General features: G+C 72.2%; 16 protein-coding genes and 1 pseudogene. 6 read left to right on the forward strand and 11 right to left on the reverse strand.

Annotation, left to right across the window (positions count from 1 at the left end):
- Positions 1-9 precede the first annotated feature (9 nt).
- From B9S57_RS08460 to B9S57_RS08480, 5 genes are read right to left on the reverse strand one after another with little or no spacing between them, the layout of a single operon-like run.
- Positions 10-1,944 (reverse strand): cellulase family glycosylhydrolase, encoded by a 1,935-nt coding sequence (locus B9S57_RS08460; protein ID WP_103514914.1) that lies wholly within the window; start codon positions 1,942-1,944, stop codon positions 10-12.
- Positions 1,945-1,996: 52 nt separating this feature from the next.
- On the reverse strand, positions 1,997-2,998 hold the full coding sequence (locus B9S57_RS08465) for a LacI family DNA-binding transcriptional regulator (RefSeq protein WP_258036292.1): 1,002 nt from the start codon (positions 2,996-2,998) through the stop codon (positions 1,997-1,999).
- Between the two features lie 47 nt (positions 2,999-3,045).
- Complete coding sequence (locus B9S57_RS08470) at positions 3,046-3,873, reverse strand: carbohydrate ABC transporter permease (protein WP_103514916.1); 828 nt, start codon at positions 3,871-3,873, stop codon at positions 3,046-3,048.
- A 14-nt stretch (positions 3,874-3,887) separates the two neighbouring features.
- Positions 3,888-4,829 carry a carbohydrate ABC transporter permease gene (locus B9S57_RS08475; RefSeq protein WP_103514917.1) on the reverse strand — a complete coding sequence of 314 codons (942 nt, stop codon included), beginning with the start codon at positions 4,827-4,829 and terminating at the stop codon, positions 3,888-3,890.
- Between the two features lie 31 nt (positions 4,830-4,860).
- Positions 4,861-6,153 (reverse strand): ABC transporter substrate-binding protein, encoded by a 1,293-nt coding sequence (locus B9S57_RS08480; RefSeq protein WP_103514918.1) that lies wholly within the window; start codon positions 6,151-6,153, stop codon positions 4,861-4,863.
- Between the two features lie 220 nt (positions 6,154-6,373).
- Between B9S57_RS08480 and B9S57_RS08485 the strand changes: the two genes are divergently transcribed.
- Both B9S57_RS08485 and B9S57_RS08490 read left to right on the forward strand, forming a co-directional pair.
- On the forward strand, positions 6,374-7,228 hold the full coding sequence (locus tag B9S57_RS08485) for an alpha/beta fold hydrolase (RefSeq protein ID WP_103514919.1): 855 nt from the start codon (positions 6,374-6,376) through the stop codon (positions 7,226-7,228).
- Positions 7,229-7,271: 43 nt separating this feature from the next.
- A pseudogene (locus tag B9S57_RS08490) lies at positions 7,272-7,511 on the forward strand (hypothetical protein); the annotation flags it as partial.
- Positions 7,512-7,597: 86 nt separating this feature from the next.
- On the opposite strand, the gene B9S57_RS08495 reads toward B9S57_RS08490, so the two are convergent.
- Positions 7,598-8,680: a CU044_5270 family protein gene (locus tag B9S57_RS08495; protein WP_103514920.1), complete on the reverse strand. Its 1,083-nt coding sequence runs from the start codon at positions 8,678-8,680 to the stop codon at positions 7,598-7,600.
- Positions 8,677-9,345 (reverse strand): RNA polymerase sigma factor, encoded by a 669-nt coding sequence (locus tag B9S57_RS08500; protein WP_103514921.1) that lies wholly within the window; start codon positions 9,343-9,345, stop codon positions 8,677-8,679. The genes B9S57_RS08495 and B9S57_RS08500 overlap by 4 nt, the downstream gene beginning before the upstream one ends.
- 291 nt (positions 9,346-9,636) lie before the next feature.
- On the opposite strand from B9S57_RS08500, the gene B9S57_RS35265 reads away from it, so the two are divergent.
- Both B9S57_RS35265 and B9S57_RS35270 read left to right on the forward strand, forming a co-directional pair.
- On the forward strand, positions 9,637-9,765 hold the full coding sequence (locus tag B9S57_RS35265) for a hypothetical protein (protein WP_258036288.1): 129 nt from the start codon (positions 9,637-9,639) through the stop codon (positions 9,763-9,765).
- A gap of 3 nt (positions 9,766-9,768) precedes the next feature.
- Positions 9,769-9,894, forward strand: a complete 126-nt coding sequence (locus B9S57_RS35270) for a hypothetical protein (RefSeq protein WP_258036290.1) — start codon at positions 9,769-9,771, stop codon at positions 9,892-9,894.
- A 229-nt stretch (positions 9,895-10,123) separates the two neighbouring features.
- Here the strand turns inward: B9S57_RS35270 and B9S57_RS08505 are convergent, their stop codons facing one another.
- Positions 10,124-10,534, reverse strand: a complete 411-nt coding sequence (locus B9S57_RS08505; protein ID WP_103514922.1) for a RidA family protein — start codon at positions 10,532-10,534, stop codon at positions 10,124-10,126.
- A gap of 132 nt (positions 10,535-10,666) precedes the next feature.
- On the opposite strand from B9S57_RS08505, the gene B9S57_RS08510 reads away from it, so the two are divergent.
- Positions 10,667-11,287 carry a hypothetical protein gene (locus B9S57_RS08510; RefSeq protein WP_103514923.1) on the forward strand — a complete coding sequence of 207 codons (621 nt, stop codon included), beginning with the start codon at positions 10,667-10,669 and terminating at the stop codon, positions 11,285-11,287.
- Positions 11,288-11,343: 56 nt separating this feature from the next.
- Here B9S57_RS08510 and B9S57_RS08515 read toward each other — a convergent pair whose 3' ends face one another.
- Positions 11,344-12,255 (reverse strand): hypothetical protein, encoded by a 912-nt coding sequence (locus tag B9S57_RS08515; protein WP_103514924.1) that lies wholly within the window; start codon positions 12,253-12,255, stop codon positions 11,344-11,346.
- A 470-nt stretch (positions 12,256-12,725) separates the two neighbouring features.
- Here B9S57_RS08515 and B9S57_RS08520 point away from each other — a divergent pair, with 470 nt between their 5' ends.
- Complete coding sequence (locus B9S57_RS08520) at positions 12,726-15,617, forward strand: BTAD domain-containing putative transcriptional regulator (RefSeq protein ID WP_103514925.1); 2,892 nt, start codon at positions 12,726-12,728, stop codon at positions 15,615-15,617.
- Positions 15,618-15,726: 109 nt separating this feature from the next.
- Here B9S57_RS08520 and B9S57_RS08525 read toward each other — a convergent pair whose 3' ends face one another.
- Complete coding sequence (locus tag B9S57_RS08525) at positions 15,727-16,302, reverse strand: M23 family metallopeptidase (RefSeq protein ID WP_103514926.1); 576 nt, start codon at positions 16,300-16,302, stop codon at positions 15,727-15,729.
- A gap of 125 nt (positions 16,303-16,427) precedes the next feature.
- Positions 16,428-17,246: helix-turn-helix domain-containing protein (locus B9S57_RS08530; protein WP_181011271.1), on the reverse strand; the 819-nt coding region annotated here is incomplete at its 5' end.

A 17,246-nucleotide genomic window follows, 5' to 3' on the forward strand; every position in this document is an offset into this window, starting at 1 on the left:
GGCGGTCGGTCAGCGCAGTTCGAGGACGCGCACCCCGTACGGGGCCAGGGTCACGTCCCGCACCGGGCCGCCGCCGGCCGGCTCGCGCAGCTCCCCGTCCACCGACGGGGACACGGTCAGCTCCTCACCGGACTGGCTCACCAGCCACACGAAGCGCGTGCCGTCCTCGCGGACCAGCGTGTCGGCGCTGACGTAGGGGGTGTCCACCGTCACCGGCCGCGTCGCACCGGCGAGTTCGGCGAGCGCCGCGTACAGCCGGTGGGTCTGCTCCGGGTTGGCGCGGGCCGTCCGGGCGGCCATGTGCTCCAGCGGGTACGTGGCCAGGACGGTGCGCCCCGCACCCGTCCCGTACCGCAGCAGCGCCGGGCGGCCGTGCGCGTCGGTGGCCACGACCCGGGCCCCGTCCGGGACGACCGGCAGATAGGCGCGGCTGTCCTCGTTGCCCGCGACCGGGAAGGTCAGCACCTCCCCGGCGGCTATCGAGCCGAAGTCCTCGGCGAACGTCATCTCCAGGACGTCGTCCTCGATCGGCTCGGCGACGCCGTAGGAGAGCTGGAGTTCCACCCCGAACAGCCCGTCGAGGTCGTGGAACCAGGGGCCCCGGGTCGTCGGGTACTCGCCCGAGCAGAAGGACAGGTAGACCGTGGCCCCCTCCTTCGCCCTGCGCTCCAGCGCGCGGCGGGTGCGGGTCGTCAGCTGGCGGGTCGACGGCAGCAGGTACAGCGAGGCGTCGTCCGGCAGCCCGTCCGCCTCCCGGGCGAAGCCCACCGGCAGATCCGCCCCGCGCGCCGCCACGTACCCCTGGTGCAGCGAGGTGAAGATCAGCGGGCGGTCGGCCGGCCGGCTGTACGGGTAGCCGCGCTCCAGGAAGGCGGGGACGACGAGGGCGGCGTCGGCGTCGGTGCGACGGCAGCGCGGAAAGTCGACCTGCTCCAGGACCTTCGCGAAGGCCGCCAGTTCGCGCAGCGGCTCCTTCGGGCGTCCGGCGCTGTCGGTGATCCCGAAGTGCATCTCGAAGGGGTGGTGGTCGTACGGGGACTGCTCCCACAGGTCGTCGTAGTCCGTGTTGTTCCACGCCATCCAGCCGGTCGCCCCGCCCAGCAGCGAGTTGTGCAGGGTCTGCCGGTAGAAGATCCCGGCGTTGGCGGCCGAGACCGTGTCCGTCGACAGCCCGAACTCCTCCAGGACGACCGGCTGCCCCGTGACGGAGGCGAGCTCGCACTCGAAGGCGGCCCGGTAGTGCTGGCGCGGCCGGTCCGTGTCGGAGCGGTAGACATGCGGGCCGACGAAGTCGACGTACTCGGCGGTCTCCCGCAGCGAGAAGCCGTTGTCGCGGCCCGTCACCTCGATGCCCCAGGCACCGTCGCCGAGCGACACCGGCTGGGTGCCGCCCGCCGCGCGCACGGCGTCGCACATGAACTGGGCCCAGGCGGTGACGACATCACTGGAGGGCGGGTCGACCTGGTAGATCCGGCCGTAGCCGGGCATCTCGTTGGTGATCAGCCAGCCCGTGACCGCCGGGTGGTCCTTGAAGCGGCGGGTCATCTGCGACACGAACCACGCCTGGCGGCCGACCAGCCACACGTCCTCGTACAGATCCCGGTCACCGCGCCAGGCCGGGTCCCAGTTCTCGCCGGACATGTGGCCGACGATGAAGGTGGGTACGGTGCCCATCCCCGCCTCGTCGTGCGCGTCCAGGAAGTCGCGGAAGCGGTCGCAGAGTTCCTCGTCGATCCGCCCCGGCTCCGGGTGGAAGTCCGGCCAGTAGAAGAACGAGCGGGTCATGTTCAGACCGTGCTCCCGGAGCACCGCCAGCTCCTCCCGCACCGTCTTCGGCGAGTAGTTCCGCCACATCAGCGGACCGCCGGTGCGGGACCAGAAGTTGGCGCCGAGCCACGGGAGGACGGCGGAGTCGTGGGTGAGCTGGGCGCTGTGGCGTCGCATGGGGTGTCGGGGTCCTCTTCGATGTGCGGGTGGTGCCGGGTGGTGCGGCGGTTCAGGTCGGGGGTGTCAGCGGGCCGGTCGACTCCCGTACGACCAGACGGGGTCTGCCGTCGAGCACCGGCGTCGGGACGTCCTCCCCGCACCCGGCGAGCAGGGTGCGGGCCGCGGCGGCGCCGACGCGCTGCACCTGCTGGTCGACGGTGGTGAGCCGGGGGTGGACCCAGCGGCCGAGCGAGAGGTTGTCGTAGCCCACCACCGACAGGTCGCCGGGGACGTGGAGCCCGGCGCGCTGCGCCGTACCGATCCCGCAGACGGCCATGGAGTCGTTGGGGAACACGAGCGCCGTCGGACGGTCGGGCAGCGCGAGCAGCTCCTCGGTGACCTCGACGGCGGCCTGCTCGGTGAAGTCGCTGTGCCGTACGGCGACGGGGCCCAGCCCCGACTCCGCAAACGCCTCCTCGAACGCGCTCAGGCGCAGCCGGGTGTGAAGCAGTTCGGACGGGCCCGCGACGTAGGCGACGCGCCGGTGGCCGAGCTCCAGCAGATGGGCGACCGCCTCCTTCACGCCCGCGCCCTGGTGCCCGAGCCCCACCCGGGGTACGGGCGATCCGGCGTCGGGGGCGCCCAGCAGCACGGCGGGCAGCCCGAGGCCCCGCAGCAGCTCCGGGCGCGGGTCGTCGGCGCGGGCGTCCGTCAGCACGGCGCCGTCTATCCGGCCCTCGGCGACGAGACGCTCGTACAGCGCGCTCTCCTGGGCCATGTCGGCGACCAGGTGGAGGAGCAGACCGTAGCCGCGCGGGGCGAGCTCGCCCTCCAGACCGGTGATCAGCTCACTGAAGTGCGGGTCGGAGCCGAGCACATCGGTGGGCCGCCGGACGACGAGGGCGATCGTCCGCGTACGGGCCCGGCGCAGCGCGGTCGCGGAGGCGCTGGGGGACCAGCCCAGCTCGTTCGCCGCGTCCAGGATCCGGCGGCGGGTGGCCTCCGAGATCCGGCCGGTGCCGTTGACGGCCTGGGAGACCGCGGCGGTCGAGACCCCCGCGGCGGCGGCCACGGCCTTGATGGTGGGGCGTGCGGCGCTACGCACTTCCTGAGGCTGGTTCACATCTTCACCGCTCCGCTGACGAGGGCCTGCTGCATCCGCTTCTGGAGCACGGTGTAGACCACCCAGACCGGGACCAGGGTCAGCACCGTGCCCGCCGTAAGAATGCCGTAGTCCGTGCCCGTCAGGGACTTGAGCGTGGGCAGGGCGACCTGCACGGTCCGCAGGTCGGGGTCGGGGCCGATGATGACGAGCGAGTAGAGGTACTCGTTCCAGAAGGTCAGGAAGTTCAGCAGCAGGATCGTCGCGATCCCCGGCATGCACATCGGTGTGTAGACGTGCCGCAGGACGGCGAAGGTCGACGCGCCGTCCATGCGCGCCGCCTCCTCCATCTCGCGGGGGATGGTCCGCATGAACTGCACCAGGATGACGACGGAGAGCGGCATCGCCGTGGCCGGCAGGAACAGCACCATGAAGGCGCGGGTGTGGAACAGCCCGGTGGCCGCCGCCAGCAGGAACGTCGGGAAGAGCGCGGCGAACGTGGGGACCAGGAAGCCGAGGGAGAACACCCGCTCGACCAGGGCCCCGAGCCGTCCTTCCGTACGGGCGATGGCGAAGGCCGCCGGTATCGCGAGGGCCAGGGTGAGGACCAGCGCGAGGGCCGTCACGAGCATCGAGTTGAGGATCGCCGGCCCGAGACGCGCCGAGGTGAACGACTCGGTGAAGTTGGCGGTGGAGAGCGAGGTGGGGAGGGAGAACGGGCTCCCGAAGATCTGGTCGTTGGTCTTGAACGCCGAGACCAGCAGGTAGTAGAGGGGGACGACCAGCAGCACCATGTACAGCCAGGCGAAGATGTGCGCCGGCAGCCAGGACCTTCCGAACTTCATGGGACCTGCTCCGATCAGTAGTTCTGGCGGAAGACACGGCGGATGGTCAGCAGCCCGGCCAGACCGACCAGGAAGAGGACCACGCCGACCGTCTGGCTGTAGCCGAGGTCGGCCGCGATGAACGCCTTCTGGTAGACGAGGAAGGACAGCGTCGTCGAGGACGATCCCGGGCCGCCCTGGGTCAGCAGCAGCACGTTCTGCGCGGAGCCGAAGAGTGTCCAGAGGAACTGCAGCATCGTCACGACGCCGACGAAGTCCCGGATGACGGGGAAGTGGATGCGCCACATGGCGCGCCAGTGCCCCGCGCCGTCGAGCTGGGCCGCCTCGCCGATCTCGTCCGGCACGCTGCCGAGACGGGCGGCGAACAGGACGGCGGTGAACCCGATGCCGCTCCACACGTCGAGGACGATGAGGGAGGCGAGCGCGGTGGAGGGCGAGGCGAGCCAGGCGTCGGTCATCGAGCCGAGTCCCACCTTGTCCAGCGCGCCGTTGAGGAGCCCGTCCGGGGAGAGGACCGCGTAGAACACCATGGCCTTGGCCGGGGTGGAGATCAGCCCGGGGATGAAGAGCAGATACCGCAGGACACGGTGGCCCGGCGGCTTCTGCGCGACGTAGTAGCCGAGCATGTACGCGCCGGCGATCATCAGGGGCAGGGCCACGGCGAGCTGGACGGCGGTGTTGCTCACCGCGTCCCAGAAGACCGGGTCGTCCAGGACGGCACGGACGTTGGCGGCGCCGGCGAAGGAGACCGGCTGGAGCATGCCGGGCCAGTGCAGCGCGGCGATCACGAAGATGGCGACCAGCGGGCCGACCATGAAGATCAGGTACCAGGCCAGCGCGGGCAGGGCGAGGACGGTCCCGCCCTGCGTGCGGCGCTTCGTGGTGGTGGCGGAGGGTGCGGGACCGGCCGGGGCGCGGACCGAGGCGCCGCCCGGGGCGGACGAGAGCATCGTCATGGGAGGACTCGCAGAGGCTCGGGCGCGCGGATCAGGCCGTGCGGTAGGCGGATTCCAGGGCGGAGCGCACGGCGGCGGCGCTCGTCCCCCGGGTGAAGGCGGTGCTGGTCGCGGTGATCAGCGGCTGGGTCGCGGTCGGGGGGACGTAGAGGTCGGGCAGGAGGACCTGACCGACGTCACCGCCGAGCCGCTGGGCGTCCGCCACCAGGGGGAAGTCCTTGCTGACCGTGTCGGTCACGAGCGCCATGTCACGGCCGCTCTCGGTGATGAAGCGGGACACCACGTCGGGGCGGTACATGAAACGGAGGAACTTCTCGACGGAGGACAGCTTCTTGACGCCGTTGGGGCTGATCCAGAAGCCGATGAGGGTGTACGAGCGCAGGATCGTCGGCTTCTCGTGGGCTGCGCCCGGCGCGAGCGGCCAGCCGCCGAGCTCCGTGTGCCCGGCCGCCTTCGCGGGGACCTTGGCCAGGGCGGAGGACATCGCGGACTGGATGGCCGCCGCCTCCGTGTTGTACTGCGTGGTCATCGTGTCGGAGGTCAGCCCCTGCGCCTTGTCGGCGAAGACACCGGCGTCGCGGAGGTCCACGAAGTAGTCGATGCCCTCGCGGGCGCCCCGGCTGCCGCTGAAGTCGCCGGTCGTGTAGACCTTCCGGGCCTCCTCGCGGGTGAGGAAGGTCTGGATGATCTGGGCCAGCAGCTTCTGCCCCGTCCAGTCGTTGCCGCCGACGGTGACGGGCGCGATGCCCTTGGCCCGCAGCTTCCGCGCGGCGCCGATGAGCTGGTCCCCGGTGGTGGGTATCCCCTCGACTCCCGCCCGTTCCAGCAGGTGGGTGTTGAAGGCGACGGGCCAGTTGGTGGCGAAGTACGGGAAGGCGCGGAGCCTGCCCTTGCCGTCGGTCCACTCGGTGAGGGCCGCGGGCAGGACGCGCTCGCGGAGGCCCCAGTCGTCGAGGTAGCCCTTCACATCGACGGTGGCGCCGACGTCGGTCCAGGCCAGCGTCTTGTCGTACAGGTTGACCATGACCACGTCCGGCTCCTTACGGGCCAGTCGGGAGGTCTCGTACACCTGGGGGAGGTCGTCGCCGTTGACGAGGTTCTTGACCCGGAGCCCCGGGTTCTCCTTCTCGAACGCCTTCACGGCGGCGGTGTACGTGAGGGAACCCGGCGCGGTGGTGCCGAGTTGGGTGTGGACGACGAGGGTGCCGGGGTCGGAATCGGCCGAGGCGAGCGTGGAACAGCCGGACATTGCGGGCAGCGCGGTAGCGGCGGCGAGGCCGGAACCAGCGGCAAGGAAACCGCGCCGACTCAGGGGTGAGCGCACAGCGGGATGTCTCCAACCAGGACGTTGAACCGGGGTGGTTAATCGATGTACCAGCGGGTTGCGAGAAACCTAGGTGCGAGGGAGGGAATGGTCAACCCCGGGTTGCGCATGCTGGAAAGAGCGACATTTCGGGTGGGTGAGGCGGCGGTGATCCTGGGTGAGGCGGCGGTGATCCTGGTTCGGGTATTGCCCTGAAGATCGCTTTACCGGAGGCTGAGGCATGCAGAATCTGCCGACCTTCGTCCTCGTCCACGGTGCCTTCGCGAATTCGTTCTCCTTCGCACCGCTGCAAGCCGAACTGGCCCTGCTGGGCCACCGCTCGGTGGCGGTCGACCTTCCCGGGCACGGGTTCGAGGCGACTTTCCCCTCGGCCTACCAGACCCCTCAGGACCTGGACGCCCTTTCCGTCGAACCGGGGGGCATCAAGGGAGTCACGCTCACGGACAACGTCGCCCGCGTGATCGAAGCCCTCGAGCGGGCCAAGCGGAACGGCCCCACCGTCCTCGTCGCCCACAGCAGGGGCGGCATCACCATCACCGCCGTCGCCAACGCCCGGCCCGAGCTGGTCGACCGGATCGTCTACGTCTCCGCCTGGTGCCCCGTCGATCTGGACGTGGCCGACTACTACGCCGAGCCGGAGATGGCGGACGTCGACCCGGGCGCCTTGGCGCCCGCGCTCGTCGGCAACCCGGCCGAACTGGGCCTCCTGCGGGTCAATTTCCGCACCGCCGACCCGGTGGCGCTCGCCGCGTTCAGGCAGGCGTTCGCCGCCGACCTCACCGATGACGAGTTCCGAACCTTCCTGAACACCTTCCAGCCCGACGAGAACCTCGACGCCGGTACGTCAGCCGACCGGGCACAGGCCGCGACCTGGGGCCGGATTCCCAGGACCTATGTGCGGCTGGCCTCCGATGCCAGCGTTCCGCCCGCCGTGCAGGACCGCATGATCCGCGAAGCCGACGCGCTCACACCGGACAATCCCTTCGACGTCCGGACACTCGAGGGGAGTCACCTGCGCTGGCTCGTGCACCCGAAGCCCGCCGCCGAGCTGCTGGCGGGCCTCGCGGCGCGCTGACACCCGTCCAGGGGCCTCGCCGGGGCAGACTGGCTGCCGGTGAGCCTGGGCCGTCGCCTCCGGGCTCGTCCAGCTCGTCGCGGGTGCCGTTCGCCGGGCGCTGGGCGGCCAGTGGCCGATGATCATCAGCGGCGCCATCTCCGTACTCGCCGGCACGTCGTTGATCACACAGGCCGGCAGCGGCGATCCCACGCTGGTGAACCTCGCGGGCTACGCCTTCCCCGGAGGCGCGTTCTTCCTCGTCTCGGCACTCCGGCTGAATCCCGCCCGCGACCGGGCGTGACGGGGCGTGCGTCGTGCGTCGTGCGTCGTGCGGAGATCGGCCGGTGCCGGGGCGGTGTGGTCACGCCCCGGCAGGCCCCGCCGGGATCAGGTCGTCGACGGCTTCCCGGCCGAAGGCCTCTCGCGGAGGGCGTCGACGACCCCGCGCTCCAGGACCGCCGACTTGCTGAGCAGGGTGCCCTTCCTGCCCATGGTGGTGTCCCGGACGAGGTAGGTGCGCTCGCCCAGGTACTCCAGGGTGGTCGGGTCGAAGATCCAGGCGGTGCGCCAGCCCGCCCGGGTGTCGTCGCGGGCCACGCCGATCCCGTGCCGGCCGGCCGCGTCCACCGCGTCGGAGTCCACGGTCACGCCGGGGATCCTCGCCGCCGCCTTGTAGAGAGCGGCCGCGGTCTTCGGTGGCATCACCGTCTCCCGCAGCAGCTCGCCCATGGTGTCGAAGGCGTCCTGGGCCTGGTTCCGGTCCTCGGCCGGGGTGTCGCGTGCGTCCTGGTCCCGGGTGATCTCGGTGGTGAGCCGCCGGAGCAGCACGTCGGGGTCGGTGGGCAGTGAGGCCAGCCACGTGTACGTCGGCCGGTCGAGGCCCGCCGGGTAGCCGACGGGGGTCTCGCCGTCCGGTACCCCGACGGTGATCGGGACGTACGAGCCCTCCTCGTGGATCAGGCCGACATCGATCACCGGCCCCGCCTTCTGCGCCATCCAGACCTCACGCTCGTGGGGCTTGCCCAGCTTCGCCGGACCACCGAATTCGCCCTCGTTCCCGGCCTGCAGCGTCCTGACGTACACGAACTGGTCGCCGGTGACCGTCTGTTCGTCGCTCTTCCCGGCGACCGACGCGATCCGGTCGAGCAGTACGGCCGCGCCGCCCGGGGCCGGTGCGTGGGAGCCGGTGCCCGCGGCGGACGGCGACGGGGGGCTGTCCTGGCCGGTCACGGCGAGCGTGGTCAGCAGCACCCCGCCCAGGGCCAGTCCGGCGGCGGGCAGCAGGACGGCAGGGCTCAGGAGACGGGGGCGTGGGGTGGCGTGGTCGCCGCCCTGGTCGATCAGACGCATCAGGGTGTCCTTGTGGTGGAGATGGCGGCCCGGGGGCAGGTCCCGTTCGGCCGGGGCCGGCAACAGCCGGTCCAGTTCCTCGCGTTCGGCCTGCTCGGGGCCGGAGGTACGGTCGTTCATCGGGCTTCCTCCTGGATGGGCAGGGCCACGAACGGGGCCCTGCTCCCTACCTCTCCGCGGCCGGGGCGGGGTTCCGGGTCTGAGGGGACCGCTGCTCCGGATCGTGCCTCCCGCGCGGACCCGCCCGGCGCCCGGTCGAGCTCCGCGTCGGTGAGCCGGCGCAGCCGGGCACGGGCGCGGGACAGCCGCGACCGCACGGTGCCCACCGGGATGCCGAGGGCCTCGGCGGTCTCGGCGTAGTCAAGCCCGGACCAGACGCAGAGGACCAGCACCTCACGTTCCTGGCGGCGGAGCCCGCCCAGTGCCCGCTGGACCGCGGCGAGCCGCCGTGCGTCGTCGACGCGCCCTGCCGTGGCGTCCGCGATGTCCGCCACCGGTTCCGGGGCGGGGCGGCGGGCCAGGAAGGCCAGGCGCCGGCCGACGCCGCGGTTCGCGTTCCGCGCCTTGTTCGTGGCGATCCCGAGCAGCCACGGCCGCAGCGAATCGCCCTCCGGTTCGACGGCGTGACGGGTGCGCCAGGCCGCCAGGAAGGTCTCGGACAACACCTCCTCGGCCGTCGACCAGTTGCCCGTCAGCCGGTAGGCGTGGTTGTACACCGCCCGCGCGTACTCCTCGTAGAGCGCGGCGAACACCTCGCGGTCGCCCGCCCTGATCCGTGCCCGCATGCGCTCCCGATCTCCCTGTTCGTCACACCTCACACCACCTACCTCTCCGGCGGGGCAGAGCGGTTCCGGTGACCCGCGCCACATCACGTGACCGCCACCGGTGCCGGACGGCCCGCCCCGCCGACGACCGGTGGTGGAGCGGCCTTCCTGGGGCTCGGCCGAGCGGCGTTCGCCGGCTGGCCCTGCTCTGCGTCCTTGCCGCTACGGGCATCGACCTGTTCGCGACGGACGGGGAGACCCAGCGGGAGCTGCCGATGGTGCTCGGTCAGCGGGCTCTGGGGCCTCGCCCCCATGACCGCCGTCCGGGTCCTGGGCGCCCTGCTGCGATACGGCCGCCTGCGCGCCGGCATTCGGGTCGACCTGCGCTCACTCGTCCGGCGCCTTACCTGGCCCCGCACCGTCCTGGGCCAGGCGGCGTGAGTCATGCTCTGTGCGCTGTTGCTCACCCAGATCCCCTGGACCCAACGCACGGTTCCGCTCGTGTTGTTCTGGGCCGGCATCGTGCCGACGGTGGCGACGATGTGGTTCGACCGGAAGAAGACCGGCTGAGCCGGACCGCACGTCGAGGCGCCATCCGGTGGTGGGATCCAGGTGGGGCGGCGTGCTGCCGGCCGGGTCGCCGGTGAGCGTGCGGGAGCCGGTCGCGGCCCGGGAGCGGGTCGATCCCTTGTGCGACGGACCGGGCGGGGCCTTCGCCGAGCACCCGGCCACCCGGCAACGGACGGCACTGAGGGCTCTCCGCCTCAGGCTCACAGGGGAGGGCTGAGCTGCTGGGTGCTCAGGAGTCGAGTACGGCGGCGACGCCTTCGATCTCCACGAGCTGGTCGGCGTATCCGAGCACGGTGACGCCGAGCAACGTGCTCGGGACGTCGTGCTCGCCGAAGGCATTCCGGACCACCTCCCAGGCGGTCACCAGGTCCTCCTGCCGGGTGGAGGCCACCAGTACACGTGTGCTGATGACATCCTCCAGGCCGGCGCCCGCCGCTGCGAGCGCGGTCTTCATGTTCTCGAGGGCCTGCGCCGCCTGGCCGGCGTAGTCACCGACGGCAGCCGTGGACCCGTCCTCGTTCAGCGGGCACGCCCCGGCGAGGAAGATCAGCCGTGCGTCGGCGGGTGCGGTGGCGGCGTAGGCGTACTCGGCCACGTCGGACAGGGCGGTGGAGCGGATGAGGGTGACGGCGCGGGGCATGACATCCAAATTCTGGCGTGCAGCTGGGACTTCGTATGTCTAGCAGACTCCTACCGGGGCGTCCTCCCCATTTCTCCGCACGGACGGTGCACACCTCACAGGACGATCCGGTGCATCGCTTAGCGTGGTCTCATGAGTTCTTCCCTGAGTGTCTACCTGCTCGACGTGGCCGCTACGCACGCCCTGATCGGCTCCCGCGACGACGACTTCCTGACGGCGGTACGCGGTGGATTCGGGGACGACCTGGTTCGCGACGACGACTACCACCGTCACGAGATGGAGAAGGGCGCCCCCACGGCGGACGAGGCACTGCGCGCGGTCATCTACGGCGGACCCTTCAGCGAGGACCGAAACCACGCCTTCCAGTACGGCTACGCCTACAGGCGGCTGTGCGAGCTCAGCGGTTCGTTCCTGCCCAACGACTGCTTCACTCCGCACAAGGGCGACTGGCTGTCGGTCGTCGATCAGGGCATGCAGGCTCTGGGTGTCACCGCTGTGTCCGTGGACGTGTTCAGCCACGGCGCTCCGCCCCCTCCCCTGCCCTATGCCTACACGCCGGGCTGCGGGGAGTGGACGCCCGATGCGATCACCGAGGCGCTGCGGCAGTTCGAGTCCGCCAAGCGCGCAGTGGACGGGTCGGGACAGGCCCCGACACTGGAACCCGAGGTCGTGGAGGCCGTTATGCAGTGCCTCGACTGGATGCGACATGCGCAAGCGCGACCGGGATACGGCGTCATCGGCTTCCGCTCCTGAAGTCGGGGAGGGGCGCCGAGGCGGTCCCTCCGCAGACGTTCACGCGTGGTCCGGGTTCAACCGTCTGATCGGCCCATCAGCCTGGTGAAGCGCCGTATTCCCCTTCGAGTGGGCGCGAGCGGGGTGTCCTCGGGGGCGACCTGGACCTGAGCCGCAGGCAGGGCTGCTACTGGGGCGGGGGGCGGGGTTTCCGCGTACGGGCTGCCCCGTTCGATCCGGCTCCGCACGGTCTGGGCCATGGCGTGGTGGGACGGTTCCCGCAGCAAGCCCTCCGCGGACAGCCTCTCCCACATGTGCAGCAGTTCCCGTCCCCTGGTCGCCACCTGAGCTTCGTCACGGAGCCGCTGCCACGCCGCGGTGGCACGGGCCACCTCGGGCGCCGCCCGGTGCAGATCGCTGCCGCAGCGGATGCGCGCGACGGTCAGCGCGAGGCCGGTGGAGGTCGTGTAGTCGCCGCGGCGATAGGCGATGTACGCCTCGATCGCCCTGGCCTCCAGCGACAGTTCGTCCTCCGCGCCGCGGCGCAGCGTCAGATGCTCCCGCAGTGCGCCGGCGAGGACGAACGCGGCGTGCAGTTCCTCACGCTGCGCGTGCTGGATGATCCGCTCGACACGGGCGAGCGGAGGAAACGCCTTCTCCTCGGCGGTGGTTCGCTCACGCCCGGGCGGCAGGTCCTCTTCCTCGGCGATGGTCCGGCTGGAGCCGTCGGGAAAGACTCGAAGCCGCGCCACCTGCCGTACGCTGCGGTCGATGACGGTCGCCGCCACCGGAGTCCCCAGGGCGCGGGCGAACATGGCCACGGCGTCGAGTATCGCCTCGTTGGGCGGGCGGGTGCCGCCCATCGCCAGCAGGTGGCCGTTGACGACCGTCGACCCGTCCTCCGCCACGTAGGCGTCGAGACGAATGAGTGGTTGTGCGCTGAGCGCGGGGAGGTTCCCCTTGTCACGGGGCGTCAGTGAGTGAGGCATCCGCTCAGACTCCGGGCCGGACCACACCGAGGACGGCCATGGACCAGGCCGGTGCAGTCGCTTGTCCGGGCCACGGAACGTGGACCATATGGTTCGCCTCCGAGGAACGTGCCCACGTGCGTGGCGTCATTCTAATAGATGATCAGGTCGCCGGTCCGTGCGGATGCCAGGCCGGTCCGGTCGGCATCGCACGGCACGTGTCCGACCGGTCGTCCCAGCCGCAGGACGAACCTTCAGGGGGGTGACCGCAACCGGAAGGTCGCTGGAGCATGAGCGGCGGCCTGGTGGCGCACTCGGACGGGCAAGGGCGCGCCGGTCGGTGACCGAGGTGGTCGGTGGCAGCGCCGCGGTGAAGTCGCCGACCGGGCGCGGGGCCGGATCGGGTGGGAGTCGTCACCCGGAATTCGTGTCGACGGCCTTCGAACATCGTTACGCTGCACCGCAGTTGCCGAGGTTCACGGAGGCGCGCTGTGGGGGAGCCGACATTCGGAGTCCTGGGGCCGCTCCAGGTGAAGGCGCACGGTGTCCCGGTGCGGATCGGCGGGGCCAAGCCCCGGGCCGTACTGGCCACCCTGCTCCTCCAGCCGAACGGCTTCGTCTCGCTGGACCTGCTGACGGAGGTCCTCTGGCCGGGTGGCGCCCCCCGGTCGGCCGTCGCCAACGTGCGTACCTACGTGCGGACGTTACGGAGACTGCTGCCGCCCGCGGCGGTGGACGGGCTGCGTACCGAGCCCTCCGGATACTCCCTGGACGTCGCGCCCGGCGAGGTGGACATGCCGCTCTTCGAGCAGCGGCTCGCGGCGGCCCGTGCCGACCGCGACCGCGGCGAGGACGCCGCCGCGCTGCGGGGCTACGAGACGGCCCTCGGGCTGTGGCGTGGCGGGGTGCTCCAGGACGTCCCCTCCAGCGTGGTGTGGGACCCGGCCATCACGCGCATGGACGGGCTGCGGTCCGTCGCGGCCGACGAGTGCCTGGAGCTGCGGCTCCGGCTCGGGGACTACGCCCACCTGGTCTCTGGGCTGCGGTCGCGGCTGACGGAGAGCCCTCTGCGGGAGGACCTGTGGCGGATGCTCGTGCACGCGTTGCACGACGCGGGCCGCGGCGCCGAGGCGCGGTCCGCGTACGCCGAGGCGGAGCGGGTGATCGCCGCCGAGCTCGGGATCGAGCCGAGCGCGTCCCTGCGGGCCATCGGCGCCGAGGTCAACGGCTACGCCGGCCGGCGCCGTTCGGTGGTGCCCGTCCCCGTCAGCCAACTGCCGATGGACATCCCCGACTTCACCGGGCGCGCCGTCGAGGTCGCCGACCTGGAGGCGCTGTTGTCCACCGCCGGACGGCAGCCCGTGGTCGCGGCGGTGTCGGGACCGCCCGGTGCCGGGAAGTCCACGCTGGCCGTGCATGTCGCCCACCGGGTGCGTGGCGCCTTTCCCGACGGCCAGCTCTTCGTCGACCTGGCCGGGACGAGCGAGTGCCCCCGTGAGCCGGCGGACGTCCTGGCGGAGATGCTGCGCGGCCTCGGGGTCATCGACAGCGCGATCCCCGCAGAGCAGGGCGAACGCGCCGCGATGTTCCGTTCCCGCCTGGCGCAGCGGCGCTTCCTCGTCGTGCTCGACGACGCCCTGGGCAGCGCCCAGGTGAGCCCCCTTCTCCCGGGCACCGGCGGCTCGGCGGTGCTGGTCAGCTCGCGGCGCCGGATGCCCGGACTGCCGGCGCACGCCTGCCCGCTCGGGCTGATGCGGCACGACGACGCCCGCGCCCTGTTCGGGGCCATCGTCGGGGCGGAACGGTTGCGCCGGGAGGGGGCCGACGCCGACCGCGTCCTGGCCGAGTGCGGATCGCTGCCGCTGGCGGTACGGATCGCGGCCGCACGGCTGGTGAACCGGCCGGGGTGGAGTGTCGGCACGCTGGCCGACTCGCTGCGCGACGAGCGCGGGCGCCTGGGCGCGGTGCGCTCCGGTGAACTGGAGGTGCGCGCCAGCGCCGAACTCAGCTACCGCCACCTGCCCGAACCCGCCGCCCACGCCTTCCGCACGTTCGGCGACCTGCCCGACGACGCCGTCCCGGGCTGGCTCGTGGCCGTCGCGACGGGAGGTGAGGGCGAGGCGGCCGGTGGCCTGGAGACGCTGCTCGACGAACACCTGGTCGAGGTCGTGGGCAGGGACGATCTCGGCCTGAACCGCTACCGCATGCACGACCTGCTGCGTTCCTACGCCCGGGAACTGGCCCTGACGGAGAACCAGGAGACCCGCCTGCGACGCCGCCTCCGGGTCATCGACGCTCTCACCGCCCTCGCCCGGTCCGCCAACGCCGCCATGCCCACCCGCTTCCTCGGTGTGCTGGGCGCACCCGACGAGCGGGGCCTGCCGGACGGACCGGCGCGCGGTGTCGCCCCCACGGTGCGCGCCCGGCCCGTGGACTGGTTCGAGAGCGAGCACCGCAACCTCGTCGCCGCCGTCGACGCCGCCGTCCGGCTGGGGCGCACCGACCGGGCGGCCGACCTCGCGATCGAACTGGCCGGCTTCTTCGACATGCGCGGCTACTACGGGGACTGGCTGCGGACCCACCGGCTCGTGCTCGACGCCATGCCGCGGCACGACGACGTCCGGGCTGCGGCCCTGCTGAGGAACCTCGGCCAGCTCCATCTCTACCAGGACCGGTACGCGGACGCGCTCACGTCCTTCGACCGGGCCCGTGTGCTCTTCGCCGGGCTGGGGCACCCGACGGGGGAGGCGGTGGCCGCGGTGGGCTCCGGCTCGGTGCACCGGGTCGTCGGTGACCTCGACACCGCGCTCAGGACGTTCACCGACGCGCTCGGGGACTTCGCGGCGGCGGGCGACCGGCACGGCGAGGCGGTGGCACGCAACGCGATCGCCTCGGTCTGGCTGGAGCGCAAGGACCCGGAGACCGCGGCCGGCTGGCTGCGCGGAGCCCTGGAGCTGTCCCGCGCCGTCGGGGACCGGCACCGCGAGGCGCAGGTGCGCCGCAGGGTCGCCGTCCTGCACGAGCTGCGGGGCGAACCCCGGGCGGCACGCGGCGAACTGGAGTGTGCGCTCGGCATCTTCGACGAACTGGCCGACCTGCACTGCGCGGCCTACGTGCAGCAGAGCATCGCGGAACTCTGCCTGCGCCAGGGCGAATCCGGTGAGGCCTCGGCGCTGCTGATCGGGGCGCTCGCCGTGCAGCAGCAGCTCGGGGACCGCCGCGCCGAGGCCCGGGTGGCCTGCCTGCTGGGCGAGTTGCACGACGCCACCGGCCGCAAGCAGACCGCGCGGCACTACTTCCGCCGCTCCCTGGCGACCTGGCACCGGCTGGACGTACCCGACGAGGCGGGTCTCGTGGACGCCAAACTCCGCTCGATGCGCTGAGCCCGGAGCAGGACGGCGCGGTGCGGCCCGGAGCGGCGCGGCGCGGGAGGCGGGAAGACGGGGGCGGGTGCGACCGCCGTCGCACCCGCCCCCGGGACCTGGGGGAGCGTCAGCATCTGTTGTTGCTCTTCTGGGTGCGCTTGAGGTAGTCGTTCCACGTCACACCCTGGACGACGGCCACGACGACGGACCCGTTCAGCTTCTGCTCGTAGTGGAGGTGGGGGGAGAGGTCGTAGAGGGCGGACGTGGCGCCGACCTCGCCGATCTTCTGGCCCACGTTCACATGGTCGCCCGCCTGGACCGAACGCGTCTTCAGATGGGCGTACCGCGTCTGCCAGCCGCCTCCGTGACCGATGACTATCGTGTTCCCGTACCCGGCGCCCGTCGAGTAGTACGAGTCCAGGACCGTGCCGCCCGCGCTGGCGAAGACCCGGCGGCCCAGGTCGTCCGGGCTGCCGTTGGCGTCGTAGTGGTTCCAGTCGATGGAGTGCGCGGGACTGTGCCCCGACCAGTTGCTGCCGGTCCACGTCTGGTTGCACTCGAAGGGCATCTTGAAGGCGGGCCGGGCGGCCACGGCGGCCTCCGAGGCGTCCACGATCGGCGCGGCGACAGCGACCGGACCGGTGACCATGACGGCCGCGACCGCGCCGAGGGTGGTCAGGGTGCGGCGAAGATTCCTGTGCATGGTTCTCCCCTTGTCGTCGGGTGACACGGGGATTCAAGGAGGCGGGCATACACGGCGGATACATTCCGCCCGTCGCGGCAGGGGGGGAGCGGGGCAGCCTTCAGTGGGAGGAGCGCGGGCAGTCTTCAGCGGGACGAGCGCAGCGCGAACCACAGCTCCGTCCGTACGTCCATGTCGTCCAGGTCGACGTCCAGCAGCGCCGCGCAGCGGGCGATGCGCTGGCGGACCGTGTTGCGGTGGACCTTCAGCGCCACCGCCGTACGGTCCCAGCTGCCGTGGAGGCTCAGCCAGCAGCGCAGGGTCTCCGGCAGGGGGTCGGCGAGGGGGGCCAGGAGCGCGCGGGCGTGCGCCTCGGCCTCCTCGCGGGGGAGGAGGCCGGCGAATCCGGCGCCGGGGCGGTGCGTGCTCAGCGGGCTTCGGGTGGCCTCCGCGTGGCCCAGGGCGCGGGACGCCTGCGCGTCGGCGCCGGGCAGCGAGGCGACAGGGCCCGGCTCCGAGACGCCGAGGGTCCAGCCGGGCTGCGGGGGGATCTCGTGGTGGCCGGGGAGCAGCACCCGCACGGTCCTGCGGTCCGTGTCGGACAGTGCGGAGCCCAGGGCCGCCCCGAGGGCGCCGGCGTTCAGCGGGTCGGCCGGGGTGCCGTCGGTGCGGCGGGCGTGGACCACGGTCCAGGAGTCGCCGTCGTCCAGCAGCGGGGCCACGTCCTGCGGGGACGCGCCGAGCAGCAGGCGGACGAGCGCCGCCGAGCGTCCCGCGGCGTCGGCGCCCTGGTGCGGCGCGGTGAGCAGGGAGAGCAGGACGACGGCGATCCCGGCCACGGTGTGGTCCCCCGCGTCGCGCCGGGGCGTCGCCAGGGCGAGGGCGAGGCCCTGCCCGCCGGCGAGTGCGTAGGCGAAGAGGTGGGTGCCGCCCCTGGTGTCGGTCGCCGCCGAGGGACTCGGCGT

The sequence above is a fragment of the Streptomyces sp. SM10 genome (genome assembly GCF_002910915.1).
GTDB lineage: Bacteria > Actinomycetota > Actinomycetes > Streptomycetales > Streptomycetaceae > Streptomyces.

Bases quoted from the DNA above. Each gene is read 5' to 3' on its own strand.
- B9S57_RS35265 (WP_258036288.1), top strand. From the start codon at position 9,637: ATGACCGCCGTCCGGGTCCTGGGCGCCCTGCTGCGATACGGCCGCCTG.
- B9S57_RS08515 (WP_103514924.1), bottom strand. From the start codon at position 12,255: ATGCCTCACTCACTGACGCCCCGTGACAAGGGGAACCTCCCCGCGCTC.
- B9S57_RS08485 (WP_103514919.1), top strand. From the start codon at position 6,374: ATGCAGAATCTGCCGACCTTCGTCCTCGTCCACGGTGCCTTCGCGAAT.
- B9S57_RS35270 (WP_258036290.1), top strand. From the start codon at position 9,769: ATGCTCTGTGCGCTGTTGCTCACCCAGATCCCCTGGACCCAACGCACG.
- B9S57_RS08505 (WP_103514922.1), bottom strand. From the start codon at position 10,534: ATGCCCCGCGCCGTCACCCTCATCCGCTCCACCGCCCTGTCCGACGTG.
- B9S57_RS08470 (WP_103514916.1), bottom strand. From the start codon at position 3,873: ATGAAGTTCGGAAGGTCCTGGCTGCCGGCGCACATCTTCGCCTGGCTG.
- B9S57_RS08460 (WP_103514914.1), bottom strand. From the start codon at position 1,944: ATGCGACGCCACAGCGCCCAGCTCACCCACGACTCCGCCGTCCTCCCG.
- B9S57_RS08510 (WP_103514923.1), top strand. From the start codon at position 10,667: ATGAGTTCTTCCCTGAGTGTCTACCTGCTCGACGTGGCCGCTACGCAC.
- B9S57_RS08500 (WP_103514921.1), bottom strand. From the start codon at position 9,345: ATGCGGGCACGGATCAGGGCGGGCGACCGCGAGGTGTTCGCCGCGCTC.
- B9S57_RS08525 (WP_103514926.1), bottom strand. From the start codon at position 16,302: ATGCACAGGAATCTTCGCCGCACCCTGACCACCCTCGGCGCGGTCGCG.
- B9S57_RS08475 (WP_103514917.1), bottom strand. From the start codon at position 4,829: ATGACGATGCTCTCGTCCGCCCCGGGCGGCGCCTCGGTCCGCGCCCCG.
- B9S57_RS08495 (WP_103514920.1), bottom strand. From the start codon at position 8,680: ATGAACGACCGTACCTCCGGCCCCGAGCAGGCCGAACGCGAGGAACTG.